We start from the raw sequence: 18,435 nt of genomic DNA on the forward strand, positions 1-18,435 counted from the left end.
ACTCGATTTTCAGTTAAAACAAAAATGCGGTCGAAATTCACTATAAATAACGACCGCACTTTTTAATCAAAAATAATTATGCTTGTGGATTCATTACTTCATCAAATGAAGAAACTTTTTCCGTCACTTGTGCTTTGGCAAGAATCGCATCAACCGCTTGTTCTTCTAACACAACATTGCGAATATTATTCATTAATTCTTCATTTTTGCTGTAATATTCAACCACTTCCGCCGGTTGCTCGTATGCTGAAGCAATATCTTCGATCATCGCTTTCGCGCGATCTTCATCCGCTTTTAATTCGTTTGATTTGATTACTTCTGAGAATAATAAACCGACTTGAACACGGCGTTTTGCATCCGCTTCAAACAATTCGCGAGGTAATTGTGCCGTTTGTTGGGCATTACCGCCAAAACGTTGTGCCGCTTGATTACGCAATACATTAATTTCTTCTTCAACCGCAGATGTCGGAACATCAATCGGGTTTTGCTCGATTAGACCGTTAATAACCTGTTGTTTAACACGAGAAACTAATGCATTTTTCAATTCACGAGCCATATTTTTACGGATTTCCGCACGTAAGTCTTCAACCGTTTTGGTATTTGGACCGAATTTAGCCACAAATTCATCGGTTAATTCAGGTAATACCATGTTTTCAACTTTTTTCAAAGTAATTGCAAATTTCGCGGCTTTACCTTTCAAATTCTCTGCGTGATATTCCTCAGGGAAAGTGACATCAATATCAAATTGCTCACCGGCTTTATGACCTACGATACCGTCCTCAAAACCCGGAATCATACGTCCTTGCCCCATAAACAAAACGAAGTCGGAGGCTTTTCCGCCCTCAAACTCTTCACCATCGATAGCTCCTACGAAGTCAATCGTGACACGATCATCAGCTTTTGCTACATCTTGGCTCTCAGACCAAGTCGCTTGTTGTTTACGCAATACATCAATCATTTTATCAATGTCTGCATCCGTAATTTCAACTGTTGGTTTTTCAACTTTGATATTTTCTAAACCCTGTAACTTCACTTCCGGATATACTTCAAAAGTGGCGTTAAATACTAAATCTTTGCCTTGTTCAAAAGTTTCGATTGCAAATGTCGGACGACCTGCAATATTGATTTTTTCTGCGATGACCGCGTCAAAAAAATGACGAGGTAATAAATCGTTTAATACATCTTGACGAATCGATGCGCCAAAACGTTGTTCAATAATGTGTGCAGGAACTTTACCTTTACGGAACCCGTCTACACGCACATTTTTTGTCGCACGTTTAAATTCTTCACGGGTTGCTTTTTCAACAGTTTCCGCAGGAACGGTGATAGCCACGCGGCGCTCTAAACCTTGGGTTGTTTCAATATTTAATGACATTTGTAACCTCAATTAATGTTGCACTCGGTAAAACTCACACCGAACACGTTGTTAAAAATAATAATGAAAAAACTGCGGAATTATAACGAAATAAAATCAGCCAGTCGATAGAAAGTCGATAAATCAAACAAAAAGTTACCCAATTTGATGAATTAATCAGCAAAATCTAAATAAAAAAGTGCGGTTTAAAATGACCGCACTTTTAAGTTCTTATAAACCTTTCGGTAAGCGAATTTTCTGCCCCGGGAAAATTTTATCCGCGTCTTTAATCACCTCTTTATTGGCTTCGACTATCGCTGTGTATTTTGCCCCGTTACCGTAAGTTTTTTCTGCAATTTTCCAAAGCGTATCGCCTTTTTGAATCACATAAAAGGTATCGTCAGATGATAAAGCTTCACCATTACTGATGGTTGCATCGCTGGTAACGGAAGTAATACCTTGAATGTTTCCCGCCATTAAAACCGCTTTTTCCAAAGCTGCCGCAGTAGAAGCGACACCTTGAATATTTGCCACCCCATTTTCAACGGTAACAGAAAGATTTTCTACACCAGGATTATCTTCTGCGATGTGCTGTGTCACCGCTTTTGATGCATCTTCCTCTTTAGAAAAAAGTTTTCTGCCAATATCACCAACAAAATCAAATAAGCCCATTTTTACTCCTTTTCAGTTGTGAATCTCGTTTCCTACAATACTGAAAAATGATGAGGAAGTCTATAAAACACTGCATAAATACTTGTAAATCTTTCAGCAAAAAAACTTTAAAGCTGACCGCACTTTGGTAGAATGCATTCATTTTCAATCACAGATAAAGAGGCGATTATGCGTTGGCAAGGTAGAAGAGAGAGCTCAAATATCGAAGACAGACGGGGTTCCGGCGGCAATTTTGGCGGTGGAAAAGGCACCGGTATTTTAGGATTGATTATTTTATTGGTGGGGGCTTATTATGGCGTTGATTTATCCAGTTTGGTCGGTACGCCTGATTTTTCAGGTCAATCCTCCCAACGATTAGAAACTCACGAAGAACAACAACTTACCGGTTTGTCAAAAGTCGTGTTAGCAGATACCGAAACCGTGTGGGGAAATTACTTCAAACAAACGGGGCATCAATATCAAGAACCCGTAATGGTACTCTACAGCGGTGCAACCTCTACTGCCTGTGGCACAGGGCAATCGGCGATGGGGCCGTTCTACTGCCCGAATGATCACAAGGTTTACTTGGATTTATCCTTTTATAACGATATGAAAAATAAATTGGGCGCTGCCGGCGATTCAGCTTTTGCTTATGTCATTGCTCACGAAGTTGGACACCATGTACAAAATTTACTCGGAGTCTTAGGGCAAGTTCACCGCGCACAACAAAGTACCGATCGCAAAACCGCTAACCAACTTTCAGTAAAATTGGAGCTACAAGCGGACTGTTTTGCCGGAGTTTGGGCAAATCAAGCGGTGAAAAGCGGCTTATTTGAGCGAGGAGATGAAGAAAAAGCCTTTAACGCAGCGGAGGCAGTTGGGGATGACCGCTTACAAAAACGCGGACAAGGCTATGTGGTACCGGATAGTTTCACCCATGGCACCTCCGCACAACGCCTAACTTGGTTTAGAAAAGGACTACAAACGGGCAACCCGAGCCAGTGTAATACTTTTAATTAAAAAAGAAAGGTCTAGCGTTTGCTAGACCTTTTTGCTTAAAAATTAATTAGAGGATAAAACGGCTCAAATCTTCGCTTTCGACGACTTCACCTAGTGCATCCATCACATAGGCCTCATCAATATTGACGGTTTGACCATTCATATCACTGGCATTAAAGGATATTTTATCCATCAAACGCTCCATCACCGTATGCAAACGACGAGCCCCAATATTTTCCGTTTTTTCATTGACACGGAATGCCGCTTCGGCGATTTTTTTCACCGCCTCTTGGGTAAATTCAATATTCACCCCTTCCGTTGCCATTAAGGCTTTATATTGTTCCGTTAATGAGGCATTAGGTTCCGTTAAAATACGCTCAAAATCAGCCGCACTTAGGGCGGAAAGTTCCACACGAATCGGCAAACGTCCCTGTAACTCCGGAATTAAATCGGAAGGGCGTGCCACTTGGAAGGCACCCGATGCAATAAATAAAATATGATCCGTTTTCACCATACCATGCTTGGTGCTGACCGTTGAGCCTTCTACTAACGGGAGCAAATCACGTTGTACCCCTTCACGGGAAACATCGGCGCCGCTGTATTCGCCTTTTTTACAGATTTTATCAATCTCATCAATAAACACGATGCCGTTTTGCTCTACCGCATCAATGGCTTTTTGTTTTAACTCTTCCGGATTAATCAGTTTCGCTGCTTCGTCATCAATCAACGTTTTTAATGCGTCTTTGATTTTCATTTTGCGTTTTTTGGTTTTTTCACTACCAAGATTTTGGAACATAGATTGTAACTGGCTTGTCATTTCTTCCATTCCCGGAGGTGCCATAATTTCCACCCCCATGGAAACACCGGCGGAAACATCAATTTCAATCTCTTTATCGTCTAACTGACCTTCACGCAATTTTTTACGAAATGCCTGACGCGTACTACCGTTGTTATCGTTGTTTTCAACTTTACCCCACTGATTTTTTGCCGGTGGTAACAACGCATCAAGAATACGTTCTTCCGCCGTATCTTCGGCTTTCGCACGATTTTTTGCAATTTCTTGTTGGCGAACCAATTTCATTGCGCTATCCGTTAAATCACGAATAATCGAATCGACTTCCTTTCCCACATACCCGACTTCGGTAAATTTAGTAGCCTCCACTTTAATGAAAGGTGCATTGGCTAACTTTGCCAAACGGCGGGCAATTTCTGTTTTACCCACACCGGTCGGTCCAATCATTAAAATATTTTTAGGAGTTACTTCATGGCGTAGCGGTTCTTGAAGTTGCATACGACGCCAACGATTACGAAGTGCAATAGCGACCGCTCTTTTGGCATCCACCTGCCCAATAATATGTTGATCTAATTCAGAAACAATTTCTCGAGGAGTCATTTCAGACATAATATTTTCCTTAATTCGGTAATTCTTCAATAGTGAAATTGGTGTTAGTGAACACACAAATATCACCTGCAATTTTTAATGATTTTTCGACAATTTCACGAGCGGAAAGATCCGTGTTTTCTACCAATGCACGTGCAGCGGATAGTGCGTAATTGCCACCGGAACCGATAGCTAAAATTTGATCTTCTTCCGGTTGTACCACATCACCGATACCGGTGATAATTAGGCTTTCTTTTTCATCCGCTACAATCAACATAGCCTCTAATTTACGCAACGCACGATCCGTTCGCCAATCTTTCGCTAATTCCACCGCACTTTTTAACAAATGTCCTTGGTGCATTTCCAACTTACGTTCAAATAATTCAAACAACGTGAAAGCGTCCGCCGTCCCACCGGCAAAACCGGCCAACACCTTACCATTGTATAAACGGCGTACTTTGCGTGCATTGCCTTTCATCACGGTATTGCCTAAAGAAACTTGTCCGTCTCCTCCTACCACCACTTGCCCATTACGGCGCACACTGACGATTGTAGTCATTCTTCTGTCCTTTTTTGAAAAAACTTGCCCGTTATATGGCGACAAGATTTGGAAAATTCAAGACTATTAATTGATTATTTACTTCTCGCAAATAGAAATAACCCAATGTAATTTAGAAAAATTACAAAAAACATTCAATCATGTAAATTTAGTTTACAATTCACTCAATGTAATCTTAAGAAGGCACATTTTATCGTATGTTATTGAGTGATATCGTAGAACTTCATAGCGGTCAGGCTCAGTTCCGCATAACCGAAACCAGTGATACAAATGCCTCTGTGTATAGCTATTATTCCCAAGCTCACCTTGAGCAAGATCTAAATCTATCGGACGCTCCCGTTTCATCTAAAGAAATAAGAACTTTTGATCGGATTACCAGCCTACTTTCTATCGGTGATGTTGTTTTTAGTTTAATTTCAGGAAAAGCAGCTCAAGTAGGTAAATTACATCATCATTTTTTGTACACTCAAAATTATGTCAAATTAGTACCGAAAGCCCAGATTGATGCAGGTTATTTGATTTATTTACTAAACGAAAATCAGACTCTTCACAAACAATTATCTTGTGGCTTACAGGGCTCTCAAGTGCTGAAATATACGACAAAACAGCTTAAATCACTCAAATTACCCAAATTACCAACCTTATCAAAGCAACGACTCATCGGAGATATCTACCTTAAACAACAAAAATTGACCTATCTAAAACAGCGAGTTGCTTATCTTGAAAGACAACTAGTATTGAAACAATTACAAAATGTGAGTGTAAGATGACAAATAAAATGCCAGAATTAAAATTTGAAAAAACCTTAATTGAATACCTTTGTACCGGTACGATCACTGCGACCGAAAATGCCGTTTCTGAACCAAGCGCAGACTATATCGTTCGTACTAAACTTTGGCGTTATGAACCCCATATTAAAACGACTGAAGATTTATGGGAAAACTTCAAACAAATTTTAGAAAAACTCAATCAAAAAACCTTAAATCGTCCTTTAAGTGCGGTGGAATTTGCACAAGTTAAACGAACAATATCTAATTTATCCACCCCTTATGCCGCCGGGCAATTCCTTTATGGCACAAATGGCGTATCACAAATTGAAATTGATTTAGATGATGAGCGCCATGTTTTTTTAACGGTATTTGACCAAAAACAAATTGGTGCAGGCGATACGGTATATCAAATTGTGAATCAAATTAAACGCCCCGCAGTGATTGCAGGCAAAGAAAATCGTTGTTTTGATACCACATTATTGATTAATGGCTTACCGATCATTCAAATTGAAGAAAAAAAAGAAACACGGGATATCAATGAAGCATTAAATCAAATGCATCAATATATCGCAGAAAATCAATACAGTGATATTTTTTCTACACTCCAAATCTTAATCGCAATTACCCCCAATAATGTGAAATATATGGCGAATACTACAGCCGATCGTTTTAATAAAGATTTTGCTTTTAACTGGCAACGGCAATCGGATAACAAGCCCGTTTATAAATGGAAAGAGTTTGCCGATTCTATGTTGAGTATTCCTATGGCCCATCAGATGGCGACTAATTATATGATTTTAGATGGCACACCGAACAAGCAAACGCTAAAAGTGATGCGTCCTTATCAGGTTTATGCAACACGTCGAGTAATGGATAAATTAAAACGGGCAGATTTTGATCAATCGTTAAATAAGCTCGGTTACATTTGGCATACCACAGGCTCAGGCAAAACCATCACTAGCTTTAAAACCGCTTGGCTGGCAAGCCGTTCACCAAAAGTGGATAAAGTAGTGTTTCTAGTGGATCGAATTGCATTAACTACTCAAACAAATGAGAATTATCGAGCTTATGATCCTGATGCGAGTGAAGATAGTCTAGGCAGCGTACTTGATACCAACAATACTACTGATTTAAATCGTAAATTGCATAGCAAAGGTAGCCAAATTATCGTGACCTCCGTACAAAAGTTAGATACGTTGGTTAAGCGTGCCTCTTTTAAAGCCCCTGAGAAAAATATTGTATTTATTGTGGACGAAGCCCACCGCTCCACCGGAAGTGAAAATTTTAGTGCTATTCAGAAAGCATTCAAACATTCCGCATGGATTGGTTATACCGGTACGCCGATGCTTGATGAAACTACGAAAGGTTTACGAACCGAAGATATTTTTGGTGAGCTCTTGCACGCCTATACAATTCGAGAAGCCATTGCAGATCGTAATGTCTTGGGCTTTAAAGTGGATTTTGAAACCACAATTAGCGAAAAAAGCATGAAAAAAGATCATCTTCCGAAATTCTATCGCCGTAAATATCCACATTGGAGCGAAAAACAAATTGCATTGAAAATTGCCAACTTAACCCAACAAGACATGGACGATAGCATTGAATCCAGTTTTTATGATGAAAATGAAGAGCATATAAAATTAGTCGTAGAAGATATTTTCAAACATTGGAAAAATCGTTCAAATTGGGACAATAAACGTAATTGTGGACGATACAATGCCTTGCTCACTACCCATGTCGGTGGAGGCAAAGCCAGTACACCAATGGCGATGATGTATTTTCGTGAGTTCCAACGTGTAAATAAAGTGCGGTCGGAAAATGGCGAGTTTTTGCTTAAAGTTGCCGTCACCTTTAGTCAAAATACAAGCAATAACGACACCATGCTGGAAACCAACCAAGGGTTATTTGAAGCAATCCAGCACTATAATAAGGAATTTGGCACCAATTTTTCCATGTCTGATGTATCGGCATATACCCAAGATGTCACCAGCCGATTAAACCGTACGGTGGCGGACAAACAGTATCTCGATCTTGTCATTGTAGTCGATCAACTGCTCACAGGATTTGATGCCCCCGAATTAAATACACTCTATGTTGATCGCACTTTGAAAGGAGCCGGACTAATTCAGGCTTATTCAAGAACCAATCGGGTTTCTGATATGCAGGAAAAGCCTTGGGGGCGCATTATCAATTATCGGTGGCCGGCACATAATGAAAATTTAATGAACGAAGCCCTCTCCATTTATGCTAATAAGGATTCCGCCAAATTATCTGATGAAGAGCGGAAAACTAATAATATTAAAGACAATATTACTGCACCAAAATACGAAGCATTGCTCAATGAAACCAAAAGCATTGTCAAAAAACTCCGTGAAATAACAGATAACTTTACCCAATTACCGCCATCTGAAGCGAAAAAATGGGAAATGTTTGAACAATTACGCACCTATACAGCCAATATAGCCAAAATGAAACAATATTCTGTGGAAAATGAAAACGGTGAAATCATTGGCTTTGATTATGAAAATCCCGATAAACTGATTCACGAACTTGGTATGAGCAACGAAGAAGAAAGTATGCTCACCAATACATTGACGAACGAACTCAAACTGCATTTGGCAAAAAGCCGAAATGTACCGGTGATTCAAATTGAGCTAAAAATGACCCACGTGAAAGATGTTGAAATTAACTATGATTATTTAACAGAGTTGATCACCACCTTACTCAAACAAATCGAAGCGGGTGAAACCGAAAACGCCAAAGAAACCGAGAAAGAATTGGAAAAATTTGCCAATGGCTTGGAAGATCGTAGCTTTGCAAATCGAATTAGCGGAGCTGCAAAAGCTATCATGAAAGGCTTTTTCAAATTAAAAGATGCATTTAAAAAAGACGGCGTTTCCATTGTCGAACAGGCAAATCACGCAAGCCAAGATCAACAATTTTTAGATTTCCGCCTGCAATGGGGATTAACAGAAATCCTGACGAACGCACAACTTCGTCAACTTTTTGCGAAACACCAATTTCAACAAAAAGATTTAGATGATAATGATCAACTCACGGATTTAATCAAACAAGCAGGTCTCACTTATCCCGAACTTGCGCAGAATGATGATGTAAAAAAACTAACTAAAATGAAATATCGCAATCAATTGCGTAATGCCATTTATGAGCTAGCGGATGAGTTTGTGGGGGAAAATTAACATGGTAAAAGAAATCAAATCTTGGAAAGATTATAAAGATTTACTTGAATTGTTGATAAGCCGAGGAATGGGTGTTGAGTGTCAGCAACAGGCGCTACACTATTTGGAAAATATTGGCTATTACCGATTAAGTGGCTATTGGCATCCATTTAGACAGAAGAACGAACTACAATCCCAACAAAAAGCAAAATTGGTATTGTTAGACGATTTTAAACCGGACACCTACTTTTCCACCGTTCTAAATTTATATATTTTTGACAAAAAGTTACGCCTACTCGCATTAGATGCATTAGAGCGTATTGAAATGGCAGTTAGAAATGACGTGGTACATTTATTAGGGAAATTACATCCACTAGCCCATATTGAACCTCATCAAACTGATCCACAAACAAGGAATAACATATGTTGTTTACATCCGAATTTTGTAAACACAGATAAATATGTACGATGGAAAGAAAAACACAACAAGCTCGTTGAACGAGCAAAAAACCGAGAGTCGATTAAACATTATATGAAACAATATGGAGGCGTCTTACCAATTTGGGTATCTGCTGAAGTTTGGGACTTTGGTCTATTATCACAACTCTTTGCGGGCATGCGTTTCCATGATAAAAATATGATTGCTAAAAAATATGGCGTGAAACATGGGAAAACGTTAGAACAATGGCTAAAAAGTTTAAATTTTATTCGTAATGTTTGTGCTCATCATGGCCGTTTATGGAATTTAAATATAGTGAATACTGCAGCACCACTAGATGATTTTGTCTCAATAAACCAATATCGTGTGTTTATGTATTTAGTGATTATGCAGAAAATGTTGTTAACGATTAATCCCAAATCTACATGGAATAAACGATTGTATGAACTACTTAAGTCTTTTCCAAATGCCGAAAATGGAGCAATTTCAATACAGGACATGGGCTACCCCAAGATTGGGAAGATTGGGAAGAATTAGAACTTTGGGAAAACACCGTAAACGAGAACTGACGCGTGCAAAAGCAGAGGCGCCAGTCATGTTAGTACGAATGGTATCACAAATTTCTAAATTATCAACGTAAAAATTTCGACTTCCGATATAGATTAGATTCACTCATTGCAAATTTTGCTATGTGGCATAAGAGCGAGTATATCGGCATAAAACTACACAAAAAAAACCAACCGCACTTTTAACCGTATTATAAGGAAAAACAAAATGAATAACGAAAAAAGACTTGCACCAAAATTACGTTTTCCCGAATTTACTGACGCTTGGGAACAGAGGAAGTTGGGGGAAATAGGAAATACTTTTACAGGATTATCAGGAAAAACAAAAGAGGACTTTGGACATGGTGATGCTAAATTTATTACTTACTTAAATGTATTTAATAATTCCATTTCAGATTTAAATGGTACTGAACAAATTGAAATAGATCCTAAACAACATACTGTTAAATATGGTGATATTTTATTTACAACATCATCAGAAACACCAAATGAAGTCGGGATGTCATCCGTATGGCTTGGTAATACTGAGAATGTGTATCTCAATAGCTTTTGTTTTGGCTATAGATTAAACAAGAGAATGGACTTACATTTTTTAGCATTCTTACTTCGTTCTCCTGAAATTCGTCAGAAGTTTACCTTATTAGCTCAAGGTATTTCCCGATATAACATTTCAAAGAATAAAGTAATGGAGATGAATATTTTAATTCCAGAAATTGAAGAACAACAAAAAATCGGCGCATTTTTCACCGCATTTGATCGCTACATCACCATTCATCAGCGTAAGTGATGTAAAGTAAAATTAGCTTAAATTTGATAATGAACGCATTACAAGATCAATGTCTCGATTTTCTAACTCTTGAATAATATGCAAATATGTTTTTTGCGTTGTCGTCATATTTGAATGTCCCAATCTTCTGGCAACACTGGCAATAGAAACGCCGGCAAATAAAAGCAATGAAGCATGCGTATGGCGCAAACCATGCAATGAAATAATCGGAATATTCGCTTTTTTACATCGGCGTGTCAGAATGTCATTAACCGTAGAATTGAAAATCTTTTGTTTAACAAAAATAGGTTGATTTTCTGGTCTATTTTTAATTAAATCGGAAAATTGAATAATCGTTTTCCAATCAAGCGGAATTTTACGTACAGAGGAACGGTTCTTTGTGGGTAAGAAACCGCCTCCTTCTTTATAATTCCACGTTTTATTAATTGATAATGTTTGATGTGAAAAATCAAAATCTTTTGGTGTGATCGCTAATGCTTCAGAAAAGCGCATTCCTGTTTTAGCAATCAATAAAATAAACCAATCCCAATTAAGTTCCTTCGTTAAACTTAATTGTGTAATTAACATATGCAATTCAAATTGGTTTAAATATTTGGGCTTTTTTACACGTGGCGACCGGCCTTTAATAATTGCCTTTCGAGTGGGATCTCTACCTAATAGTCCTTCATCAACGGCATCTAAGATAGCTCCTTTTAACTGATGATGAAAATCCATTGTAGTTTGTCGTTCATGATAACGAGCATAATCGTTGAGTAATTTTTGATAAGTAATGCGATTAAGATCACATAATAATAACTTAGGAATCAACCGTTTGAGCCATTCCAGTGTAAGCAGATATTTCGCCATCGTCACTTTTCTGATTGCCCCCTCTTTATAAATATGAATCCAATGTGAATAGTATTGATGGAATAGTTCTTGCTTTGAAGTTACCTCATTCATAATGAATCTCCTATAAGAATATATTTCACTTACGCTGATGAATGGTGATATAGCGATCAAGTGCGGTGAAAAATGCGCCGATTTTTTGTTGTTCTTGGATTTGTGGAATACAAATTGGCATTTCAATAAAAAGAGAATCTTTAATGGCAAAACGATCTGCTCTTGCTCCGCTATCTCCATTTTCTTTCATAAACTTATGCCAAATTGAAGTATCAAAGAAGATTTCTAAAAAATTTTTCTCAATATTTCTTACACGAAAAACATAATAGAGTGGCGACATTACGCCTGTTCGTCCTAATTTATTGCGTTTTACTGGTCCCACAGGAGCTAAATTTGAAATACGTGGGTTATATACAAAATCATCATTTTGAACAATATAATAACTCGTCAGATTGGCTGAATTTGAAATATCTTTATCAAAAAAATCTCGCTGATTAATAACACCGAACTCAGCCGAATTTGTTAAAGTTTCGGTATATTGATTATTACTATTTTTTTCAGTCACTTTTTTAGATATTTCTTTTAACTTTCTCTGTTCCCAAGCGTTAGTTTTTTATAAACAATCACTTACACATTTCCCCGCTTATATTGCTATTGCAAATAAAATGATGAAATTTTATTACACTATAAGACGGATAAACCGGCTGTACCAATACGAATTACTAAAATAAAGTGCGGTTAATATTTAAAACATTTTATATTCAATTGAGTTCTTCCTCTATGGTAAAATTTACAAAAATTTTGAGGCTTATTATGATAACTTGGATTACCCCCTCTTTTCTTACACTCCTTGGCATATCGCTTTTTATTCTAATTGTTCTCGGTTTTTTGCTCGCTCGCCGCACGCGTGATTCCCAAGAATTACAACAAGATTTAAATAAAACCAACCTTGATTTTAATCGACTTGCCGAACGCTTTGATTTGCTCAATCAACAAAAAAATCTTTTGGAACAACAAACCGTGAAAGCCCAAACAGAAAGTGAGGGGCTACAAGTTCGCTTGATCGAACGTGATGAAAAAATCGCCTATCTTTCTAGAGAATTGGATGAATCACAACTTCGTTATGAACAAATCGCTACACAAATCACAGCATTAAAAGAACGTTTTGGCATAGCCTCGGCACAGGCGGAGAGTTTACAAAGCCAACTACAACAAAGCCAGAGCCACCTCTTGCGTAAAGAACAAGAGCAACAAAATTTAACAGAAAAATTGACCGCACTTTCACAAGAACTGACCAGTTTAAAAACCACTTTGGCGGAAAAAGAAAAACATTTTGCCGAACAACAACAAAATATTGAACAATCTAAACAACAACTTGAGATTGAATTTCAAAATCTCGCCAATCGTATTTTAGATGAAAAGAGCCGCTCTTTTAATCAAACCAATCAAACCGCATTGGAAACGCTGCTCAAACCTTTTCGTGAGCAAATTGAAGGTTTTCAAAAACGTGTAAATGAAATTCACTCGGAATCATTAAAAGGCAATGCCGGTTTAGAGGCTGAAATCAAGAAAGTGCTGGAAATCGGGTTAAATATGTCGCAAGAAGCGAATAATTTAACCTCCGCGTTGAAAGGTGAAAAGAAAACCCTTGGAAATTGGGGTGAAGTGCAATTGGAACGGGCATTACAGCTCGCCGGCTTAGTTGAGAACGTCCATTACAGCGCACAAACCCATTTTAAAAATGAACAAGGCGGGCGTAATTACCCTGATTTTGTACTCAATTTACCCGATGATAAACATCTCATCATTGACAGTAAAATGTCTTTGATCGCCTATGAAAGTGCGGTCAATTCTGAAGATGATTTTGAGCGTGAGCGTCTGCTTCGAGAGCATATTAAAGCGTTGAAAAATCATATTGATGACCTGCACAAAAAAGATTACAGCAACTTAATCGGTATGCGTAGCCCGAATTTTGTGTTGATGTTTATTGCCGTAGAACCGGCTTATATCGAAGCGTTAAAATTAGATCCCCATATTTTTAATTACGGCTATGAGAAAAATGTCATTATGGTGTCGCACACAACTCTTATGCCTATTTTGCGTACAGTTGCCAATTTGTGGCGTATTGAGCGAGGCAATGCAGAAGCGAAAGAAATCGGTGAGAAAGCAGGGGAAATTTATAACCAAATTTGTTTAATCGCAGAACGTTTAAATAGACTGGGAAATACCCTTTCTACTGTCAGCAACCAATATAATAGTACGGTTACTGCATTGGTAGGACAACAAGGCTTAATTGGTAAAGTGGAACGCTTTAAGGATTTATCCGCCAAAGCCAATAAAATAATGCCGAATGTGGAAATGTTAAATAATGAGGTGGATTTAAGCCGTTTATCCCTCATAACTCAAGAAAAAAAATAGTCTGCACATTATTGCCATTTTCAAAAAAGCTGCTATTTTTCACAGTTTTTATTAGCGACACAACTTTATTTAGGAAACAAAATGGAACAGCAAAAATCACCCGTCGATCCCTATTCCAAATATAACGCCCAATCCAGCATACTCAGTAAAATTATTTTTACTAGCCGTTGGCTACAATTACCCATTTATTTAGGGCTAATTGTCGTACAAGGGATCTATGCCTATAAATTTCTGAAATCCCTTTGGCATTTGATTATTAACGTCAATGAAATGAACTCCGAAACCATTATGTTAGCGGTACTTAATCTAATTGATGTAGTGATGATTGCCAATTTATTAGTGATGGTCACACTTGGCGGCTATGAAATTTTCGTGTCGAAATTAAAAACCCGCAATCATCCGGATCAACCGGAATGGATGAGCCATGTCAATGCCACGGTGTTAAAAGTAAAACTTTCTATGTCAATCATCAGTATTTCATCGATTCACTTATTGCAAACCTTTGTTAATGCGTCAAAAATCCCTGAAAAAACAATTATGTGGGAACTATTTCTTCACCTAGGTTTTCTTATATCCGCCATCGCTCTCGCCTATACGGATAAAATTCTATACAGCACCAGTCACAAAAACCACTAGCAATAAGTTGTATTTCTCCTACAGAAACGCCAACTAAAAGTTGGCGTTTTTTTAGTTTGTATAAAATTATCTAAAATAACCTTGATACTGTACATCAATACAGTTAAAATACCTTAAATTTTGTTTAATGAGGAAAAATAAATGGCATCACAAGACGAAAAAAAGAAAGGAAAAACAACGGCTACAACGCCTGCGACAGCGGAAGAAAAACAAAAAGCCCTTGCAGCAGCACTGGGGCAAATTGAAAAACAATTCGGTAAAGGTTCCATTATGAAATTAGGGGATAATCAAAAACTTGATGTGGAATCTATTTCTACCGGTTCTATCGGGCTTGATGTTGCTTTAGGTATCGGTGGTTTACCAATGGGGCGTATCGTTGAAATCTTTGGCCCTGAATCTTCCGGTAAAACAACATTAACACTTTCAGTTATCGCTCAAGCTCAAAAAGCGGGTAAAACCTGTGCATTTATTGATGCCGAGCATGCTTTAGATCCTATTTATGCGGCTAAATTAGGTGTTGATGTCAAAGAGTTATTAGTTTCTCAGCCGGATAACGGCGAACAAGCCCTTGAAATTTGTGATGCTTTGGTACGTTCCGGAGCAGTTGATGTGATTATTGTTGACTCTGTGGCGGCCCTAACGCCAAAAGCCGAAATTGAGGGAGAGATGGGAGACTCCCATATGGGGTTACAAGCGCGTTTGATGTCCCAAGCCTTGCGTAAATTAACCGGGCAAATTAAAAATGCAAACTGCTTGGTTATATTTATTAACCAAATTCGGATGAAAATCGGGGTATCTTTTGGAAATCCTGAAACAACAACCGGCGGGAACGCACTAAAATTTTATGCATCGGTTCGTTTGGATATTCGTCGAATCGGGTCGGTAAAAGATGGTGAAAATGTTATTGGTAATGACACTAGAGTTAAAGTGGTTAAAAACAAATTAGCGCCCCCGTTCCGCCAAGTCGAATTCCAAATTCTTTATGGAGAAGGCATTTCTAAAACCGGCGAATTAATCGAGCTTGGCGTTACACATAAATTGGTGAATAAATCCGGTGCTTGGTACTCTTACGATGGTGAGAAAATTGGTCAAGGTAAGATAAATGCAATGAAATGGTTACTGGATAATCCTGACAAAGCGCAAGTATTAGAAAACAAATTGCGTGCCGAATTAGTTGCAAATCCTGATCAGGGTTTAGTCGCCGATACTGAACAAGCGGATGAGAAAGTAAGTTCAGAAGATGAGTTTTAATTTATTTGCTATTTTAATTCTTAAAAGTGCGGTCAAAATTGACCGTACTTTTTTCTAAAGGAGCTGTTATGTCCTCTATTGCACTAGGTTATGTGGTTAATTTACTTGCTCGACGTGAATATAGTGAGTTTGAACTGCGCAATAAAATGCAAGAAAAAGCCTTTTCCGAATTAGAAATTGATGAAGTTATTGCTCACTGCCAACAAAAAAATTGGCAGAATGACAAACGTTTTGCGGAAAACTATTTACACTACCGGAGCCAACGAGGCTATGGTGAAAATAGAATCAGACAGGAATTAAAACATCTAAAGGGAATATCATCAGAGATTATCAATGAAGTATTAGCGGAATGTGATATAGATTGGTGTGAACTTGCTTTAACCGTTTTAAGTAAGAAATTCCCTAATTACAAGGAAAAGCATTCTCCAAAAGTAAAACAAAAAATTTGGAACTATATGCTTTCCCACGGTTTTTCTTCTGAACAATTTTCACACTTTATTGGGAATGAATCGGCATTTTTTGACTAATCTACATTCATTTTGATATGAAGCGTCCGTTTCTATGCTTTTTCTATAGGGAGTGCAACTTTAAAGCAACTTCCCTTCCCTAATTCACTTTTTATTTCTAATTCCGCATTGTATTTTGCCAAAGCAAATTTTGTAATAGAAAGACCAAGCCCCGTTCCACCGGTTTGACGTGAGCGGGCATTATCAACACGATAAAAACGTTCTGTTAATCGAGGGATATGTTCTGCCGCAATACCTACGCCGGTATCGGTCACAGAAAAAAACGCCTTATCTCCCAGCTGGGTAAGCTGAATTGTAATCGTGCCTTTTTCCGGTGTATATCGAACCGCATTGAAAGTCATATTACTTAATGCGCTGTACAACTCAGGTTCCAATCCGTAAAAATTAATATTCGGTTCAATTTTTACAATAAACTCATGCTTTTCTCGTGAAAAATTTTGTGTTGCTTCAACAACCTGATAAACCATTTTGGATAAATCAAAATATTGAAATTCTCCGGCGGTAGACTGTCCGCGTTCTAAACGAGACAGCGTCAGTAAATCCGATAAAAGATTTAACATTCGCTGCCCTTCTTTTTGCATTAAACCTAAGAACTGTTGACGCTGTTCAATAGGTAAATCGGGCATATCCGATAATGTTTCTATAAAACCGTTAATCACGGTAAGTGGCGTTCGTAACTCGTGGGAAACATTAGCAACAAAGGCAATTTGAGCATCATCTAATTGTTCTTCTTGAGTAATATCTTGCGTTATCAACAATTCGCTATTTTGATAAAAAGGTTGGCGACTGATCCGTAAAATCCGCTTGAAATAATTTCCGTTAGGTAGGCTAACTTTTAATGTAAGAGGCTCATTTTCCAGTTTCTTTTGTAGAAATTGTTGGAATTCAGGTAAACGAATGAGATTTTGCAGGATACCTTTGAGATCATTTTCATAGTTCAGATTAAGATGTTTGCAAGCAAGAGGATTAAACCACTCAATACGACCTTCGGTTAAAATAACAATGCCACTAGGAATAGCCTCTATAACTTGATTAAAACGATCTAAAGAAACGGAAAGTTCCTTTTTACGTTTTATACTGGCTTTCCGTAAAGATAAAATCTTCTCAAAAATATGTCCCCAAAGTCCAAAACCCTGTATCGCATTTTCCTGATCGTTCAACCAACGAATTAAGCGGACTAAATAAAATAGCTGAATACTTATCCATCCCAACAATACAATATTAACTGAAATCCACATCATTTCCGTACCGGCAATTAAATAACCCACTCCGGCAGTACAAAATAGAGTGAGCATTAATCTGAATAAGGTCGGAAAAAATAATTTCATTATTCTTCTTCCGCATTGAAACGATAACCGGAACCTCGTACGGTTTGTAATAGACCTTCTAATCGCCCCGGTTCAAGGGCCTGGCGTAAACGACGGATATGCACATCAATAGTTCTCTCTTCCATAAAAACGTGATCACCCCAAACAAAATCAAGGAGTTGTGTGCGGCTATATAGACGATTTGGGTGAGTCATAAAGAAGTGAAGTAATTTAAATTCGGTTGCCCCTAAGTTTAACCTAATATTATTGCCAATCACAATTTTATTAACCGGATCTAAGCTTAATCCTTTAATATTGATCGTTTGATCCGTTTTATGGGGATGGTGGCGACGTAAAAAAGCGTTGACCCGCGCCACCAATTCTCTTGGAGAAAAAGGCTTGGTAACATAATCGTCGGCACCAATATTTAAACCTTTTTCCTTATCTAATTCATCACTACGCGCGGTTAATAAGATAATAGGTAAACTTTCCGTACGCTTCATTGAACGCAATTCTTTGGTAAATTCAACACCAGAAACACCAGGCAGCATCCAGTCCAATAAAATAAGATGAGGGAGTTGCTCATTAATGTGTTGCCTTGCTTGTGGTACATTTTCCGCTGTACGTACCTCAAAACCGGCTTGTTCTAAGATAAATTTAATTAATGTAACAATAGACTCTTCGTCTTCAACCACTAAAATATTTGCTTTTGGCATAGTCTACTCCCTGGAT

At 37.9% G+C, this 18,435-nt stretch carries 16 protein-coding genes and 1 pseudogene; 9 read left to right on the forward strand and 8 right to left on the reverse strand.

Annotation, left to right across the window (positions count from 1 at the left end; all coding sequences use genetic code 11):
- Positions 1-76 precede the first annotated feature (76 nt).
- The gene (gene tig / locus BKL51_RS08610; protein WP_077466297.1) at positions 77-1,375 is read right to left on the reverse strand and encodes a trigger factor; all 1,299 of its coding nucleotides are present in this window, start codon (positions 1,373-1,375) and stop codon (positions 77-79) included.
- A 210-nt stretch (positions 1,376-1,585) separates the two neighbouring features.
- Positions 1,586-2,026, reverse strand: a complete 441-nt coding sequence (lysM, locus tag BKL51_RS08615; protein WP_077466298.1) for a peptidoglycan-binding protein LysM — start codon at positions 2,024-2,026, stop codon at positions 1,586-1,588.
- A gap of 168 nt (positions 2,027-2,194) precedes the next feature.
- Here lysM and BKL51_RS08620 point away from each other — a divergent pair, with 168 nt between their 5' ends.
- Positions 2,195-3,025 (forward strand): neutral zinc metallopeptidase, encoded by an 831-nt coding sequence (locus tag BKL51_RS08620; RefSeq protein WP_077466299.1) that lies wholly within the window; start codon positions 2,195-2,197, stop codon positions 3,023-3,025.
- Positions 3,026-3,071: 46 nt separating this feature from the next.
- Here the strand turns inward: BKL51_RS08620 and hslU are convergent, their stop codons facing one another.
- Both hslU and hslV read right to left on the reverse strand, forming a co-directional pair.
- A complete protein-coding gene (gene hslU, locus BKL51_RS08625; protein ID WP_077466300.1) occupies positions 3,072-4,406 on the reverse strand; it encodes an HslU--HslV peptidase ATPase subunit in 1,335 nt (444 codons plus the stop codon).
- Between the two features lie 10 nt (positions 4,407-4,416).
- On the reverse strand, positions 4,417-4,944 hold the full coding sequence (gene hslV, locus BKL51_RS08630; protein ID WP_059365982.1) for an ATP-dependent protease subunit HslV: 528 nt from the start codon (positions 4,942-4,944) through the stop codon (positions 4,417-4,419).
- 197 nt (positions 4,945-5,141) lie between these two features.
- Here hslV and BKL51_RS08635 point away from each other — a divergent pair, with 197 nt between their 5' ends.
- The 4 genes from BKL51_RS08635 to BKL51_RS08650 all read left to right on the forward strand — a co-directional run bounded on the left by BKL51_RS08635 (position 5,142) and on the right by BKL51_RS08650 (position 10,685).
- Positions 5,142-5,714, forward strand: a complete 573-nt coding sequence (locus BKL51_RS08635; RefSeq protein ID WP_077466301.1) for a restriction endonuclease subunit S — start codon at positions 5,142-5,144, stop codon at positions 5,712-5,714.
- A gap of 8 nt (positions 5,715-5,722) precedes the next feature.
- A complete protein-coding gene (locus tag BKL51_RS08640; RefSeq protein WP_233127105.1) occupies positions 5,723-8,914 on the forward strand; it encodes a type I restriction endonuclease subunit R in 3,192 nt (1,063 codons plus the stop codon).
- A gap of 1 nt (position 8,915) precedes the next feature.
- Complete coding sequence (locus tag BKL51_RS08645) at positions 8,916-9,869, forward strand: Abi family protein (RefSeq protein ID WP_198930122.1); 954 nt, start codon at positions 8,916-8,918, stop codon at positions 9,867-9,869.
- 237 nt (positions 9,870-10,106) lie between these two features.
- Positions 10,107-10,685, forward strand: coding sequence for a restriction endonuclease subunit S (locus BKL51_RS08650; RefSeq protein ID WP_077466303.1), 579 nt, complete (start codon positions 10,107-10,109; stop codon positions 10,683-10,685).
- A 12-nt stretch (positions 10,686-10,697) separates the two neighbouring features.
- Here the strand turns inward: BKL51_RS08650 and BKL51_RS08655 are convergent, their stop codons facing one another.
- Positions 10,698-11,624, reverse strand: coding sequence for a site-specific integrase (locus tag BKL51_RS08655; RefSeq protein ID WP_077466304.1), 927 nt, complete (start codon positions 11,622-11,624; stop codon positions 10,698-10,700).
- A 25-nt stretch (positions 11,625-11,649) separates the two neighbouring features.
- Positions 11,650-12,153: pseudogene (locus tag BKL51_RS08660) on the reverse strand (restriction endonuclease subunit S); the annotation flags it as partial.
- 224 nt (positions 12,154-12,377) lie between these two features.
- Here BKL51_RS08660 and rmuC point away from each other — a divergent pair.
- From rmuC to recX, 4 genes are all read left to right on the forward strand, one after another.
- On the forward strand, positions 12,378-13,982 hold the full coding sequence (gene rmuC, locus BKL51_RS08665) for a DNA recombination protein RmuC (protein ID WP_077466306.1): 1,605 nt from the start codon (positions 12,378-12,380) through the stop codon (positions 13,980-13,982).
- A gap of 81 nt (positions 13,983-14,063) precedes the next feature.
- Positions 14,064-14,618, forward strand: a complete 555-nt coding sequence (locus tag BKL51_RS08670; RefSeq protein ID WP_077466307.1) for a TIGR00645 family protein — start codon at positions 14,064-14,066, stop codon at positions 14,616-14,618.
- A 141-nt stretch (positions 14,619-14,759) separates the two neighbouring features.
- Positions 14,760-15,869 (forward strand): recombinase RecA, encoded by a 1,110-nt coding sequence (gene recA, locus BKL51_RS08675; protein WP_077466308.1) that lies wholly within the window; start codon positions 14,760-14,762, stop codon positions 15,867-15,869.
- Positions 15,870-15,937: 68 nt separating this feature from the next.
- Entirely contained in the window at positions 15,938-16,396 is a 459-nt protein-coding gene (gene recX / locus BKL51_RS08680; RefSeq protein WP_077466309.1) for a recombination regulator RecX, read from the forward strand.
- Positions 16,397-16,428: 32 nt separating this feature from the next.
- On the opposite strand, the gene phoR is transcribed toward recX, so the two are convergent.
- Both phoR and phoB read right to left on the reverse strand, forming a co-directional pair.
- A complete protein-coding gene (gene phoR / locus BKL51_RS08685) occupies positions 16,429-17,724 on the reverse strand; it encodes a phosphate regulon sensor histidine kinase PhoR (RefSeq protein WP_077466310.1) in 1,296 nt (431 codons plus the stop codon).
- On the reverse strand, positions 17,724-18,419 hold the full coding sequence (phoB, locus tag BKL51_RS08690; protein WP_077466311.1) for a phosphate regulon transcriptional regulator PhoB: 696 nt from the start codon (positions 18,417-18,419) through the stop codon (positions 17,724-17,726). The genes phoR and phoB overlap by 1 nt, the downstream gene beginning before the upstream one ends.
- Positions 18,420-18,435 lie beyond the last annotated feature (16 nt).

Origin of the sequence: Rodentibacter sp. Ppn85 (assembly GCF_001999335.1) — a bacterium.
Classification (GTDB): domain Bacteria; phylum Pseudomonadota; class Gammaproteobacteria; order Enterobacterales; family Pasteurellaceae; genus Rodentibacter.

Bases quoted from the DNA above. Each gene is read 5' to 3' on its own strand.
- tig (WP_077466297.1), bottom strand. From the start codon at position 1,375: ATGTCATTAAATATTGAAACAACCCAAGGTTTAGAGCGCCGCGTGGCT.
- BKL51_RS08635 (WP_077466301.1), top strand. From the start codon at position 5,142: ATGTTATTGAGTGATATCGTAGAACTTCATAGCGGTCAGGCTCAGTTC.
- recX (WP_077466309.1), top strand. From the start codon at position 15,938: ATGTCCTCTATTGCACTAGGTTATGTGGTTAATTTACTTGCTCGACGT.
- lysM (WP_077466298.1), bottom strand. From the start codon at position 2,026: ATGGGCTTATTTGATTTTGTTGGTGATATTGGCAGAAAACTTTTTTCT.
- recA (WP_077466308.1), top strand. From the start codon at position 14,760: ATGGCATCACAAGACGAAAAAAAGAAAGGAAAAACAACGGCTACAACG.
- BKL51_RS08650 (WP_077466303.1), top strand. From the start codon at position 10,107: ATGAATAACGAAAAAAGACTTGCACCAAAATTACGTTTTCCCGAATTT.
- BKL51_RS08620 (WP_077466299.1), top strand. From the start codon at position 2,195: ATGCGTTGGCAAGGTAGAAGAGAGAGCTCAAATATCGAAGACAGACGG.
- BKL51_RS08670 (WP_077466307.1), top strand. From the start codon at position 14,064: ATGGAACAGCAAAAATCACCCGTCGATCCCTATTCCAAATATAACGCC.
- phoR (WP_077466310.1), bottom strand. From the start codon at position 17,724: ATGAAATTATTTTTTCCGACCTTATTCAGATTAATGCTCACTCTATTT.
- phoB (WP_077466311.1), bottom strand. From the start codon at position 18,419: ATGCCAAAAGCAAATATTTTAGTGGTTGAAGACGAAGAGTCTATTGTT.
- hslV (WP_059365982.1), bottom strand. From the start codon at position 4,944: ATGACTACAATCGTCAGTGTGCGCCGTAATGGGCAAGTGGTGGTAGGA.
- hslU (WP_077466300.1), bottom strand. From the start codon at position 4,406: ATGTCTGAAATGACTCCTCGAGAAATTGTTTCTGAATTAGATCAACAT.
- BKL51_RS08645 (WP_198930122.1), top strand. From the start codon at position 8,916: ATGGTAAAAGAAATCAAATCTTGGAAAGATTATAAAGATTTACTTGAA.
- BKL51_RS08655 (WP_077466304.1), bottom strand. From the start codon at position 11,624: ATGAATGAGGTAACTTCAAAGCAAGAACTATTCCATCAATACTATTCA.
- BKL51_RS08640 (WP_233127105.1), top strand. From the start codon at position 5,723: ATGCCAGAATTAAAATTTGAAAAAACCTTAATTGAATACCTTTGTACC.
- rmuC (WP_077466306.1), top strand. From the start codon at position 12,378: ATGATAACTTGGATTACCCCCTCTTTTCTTACACTCCTTGGCATATCG.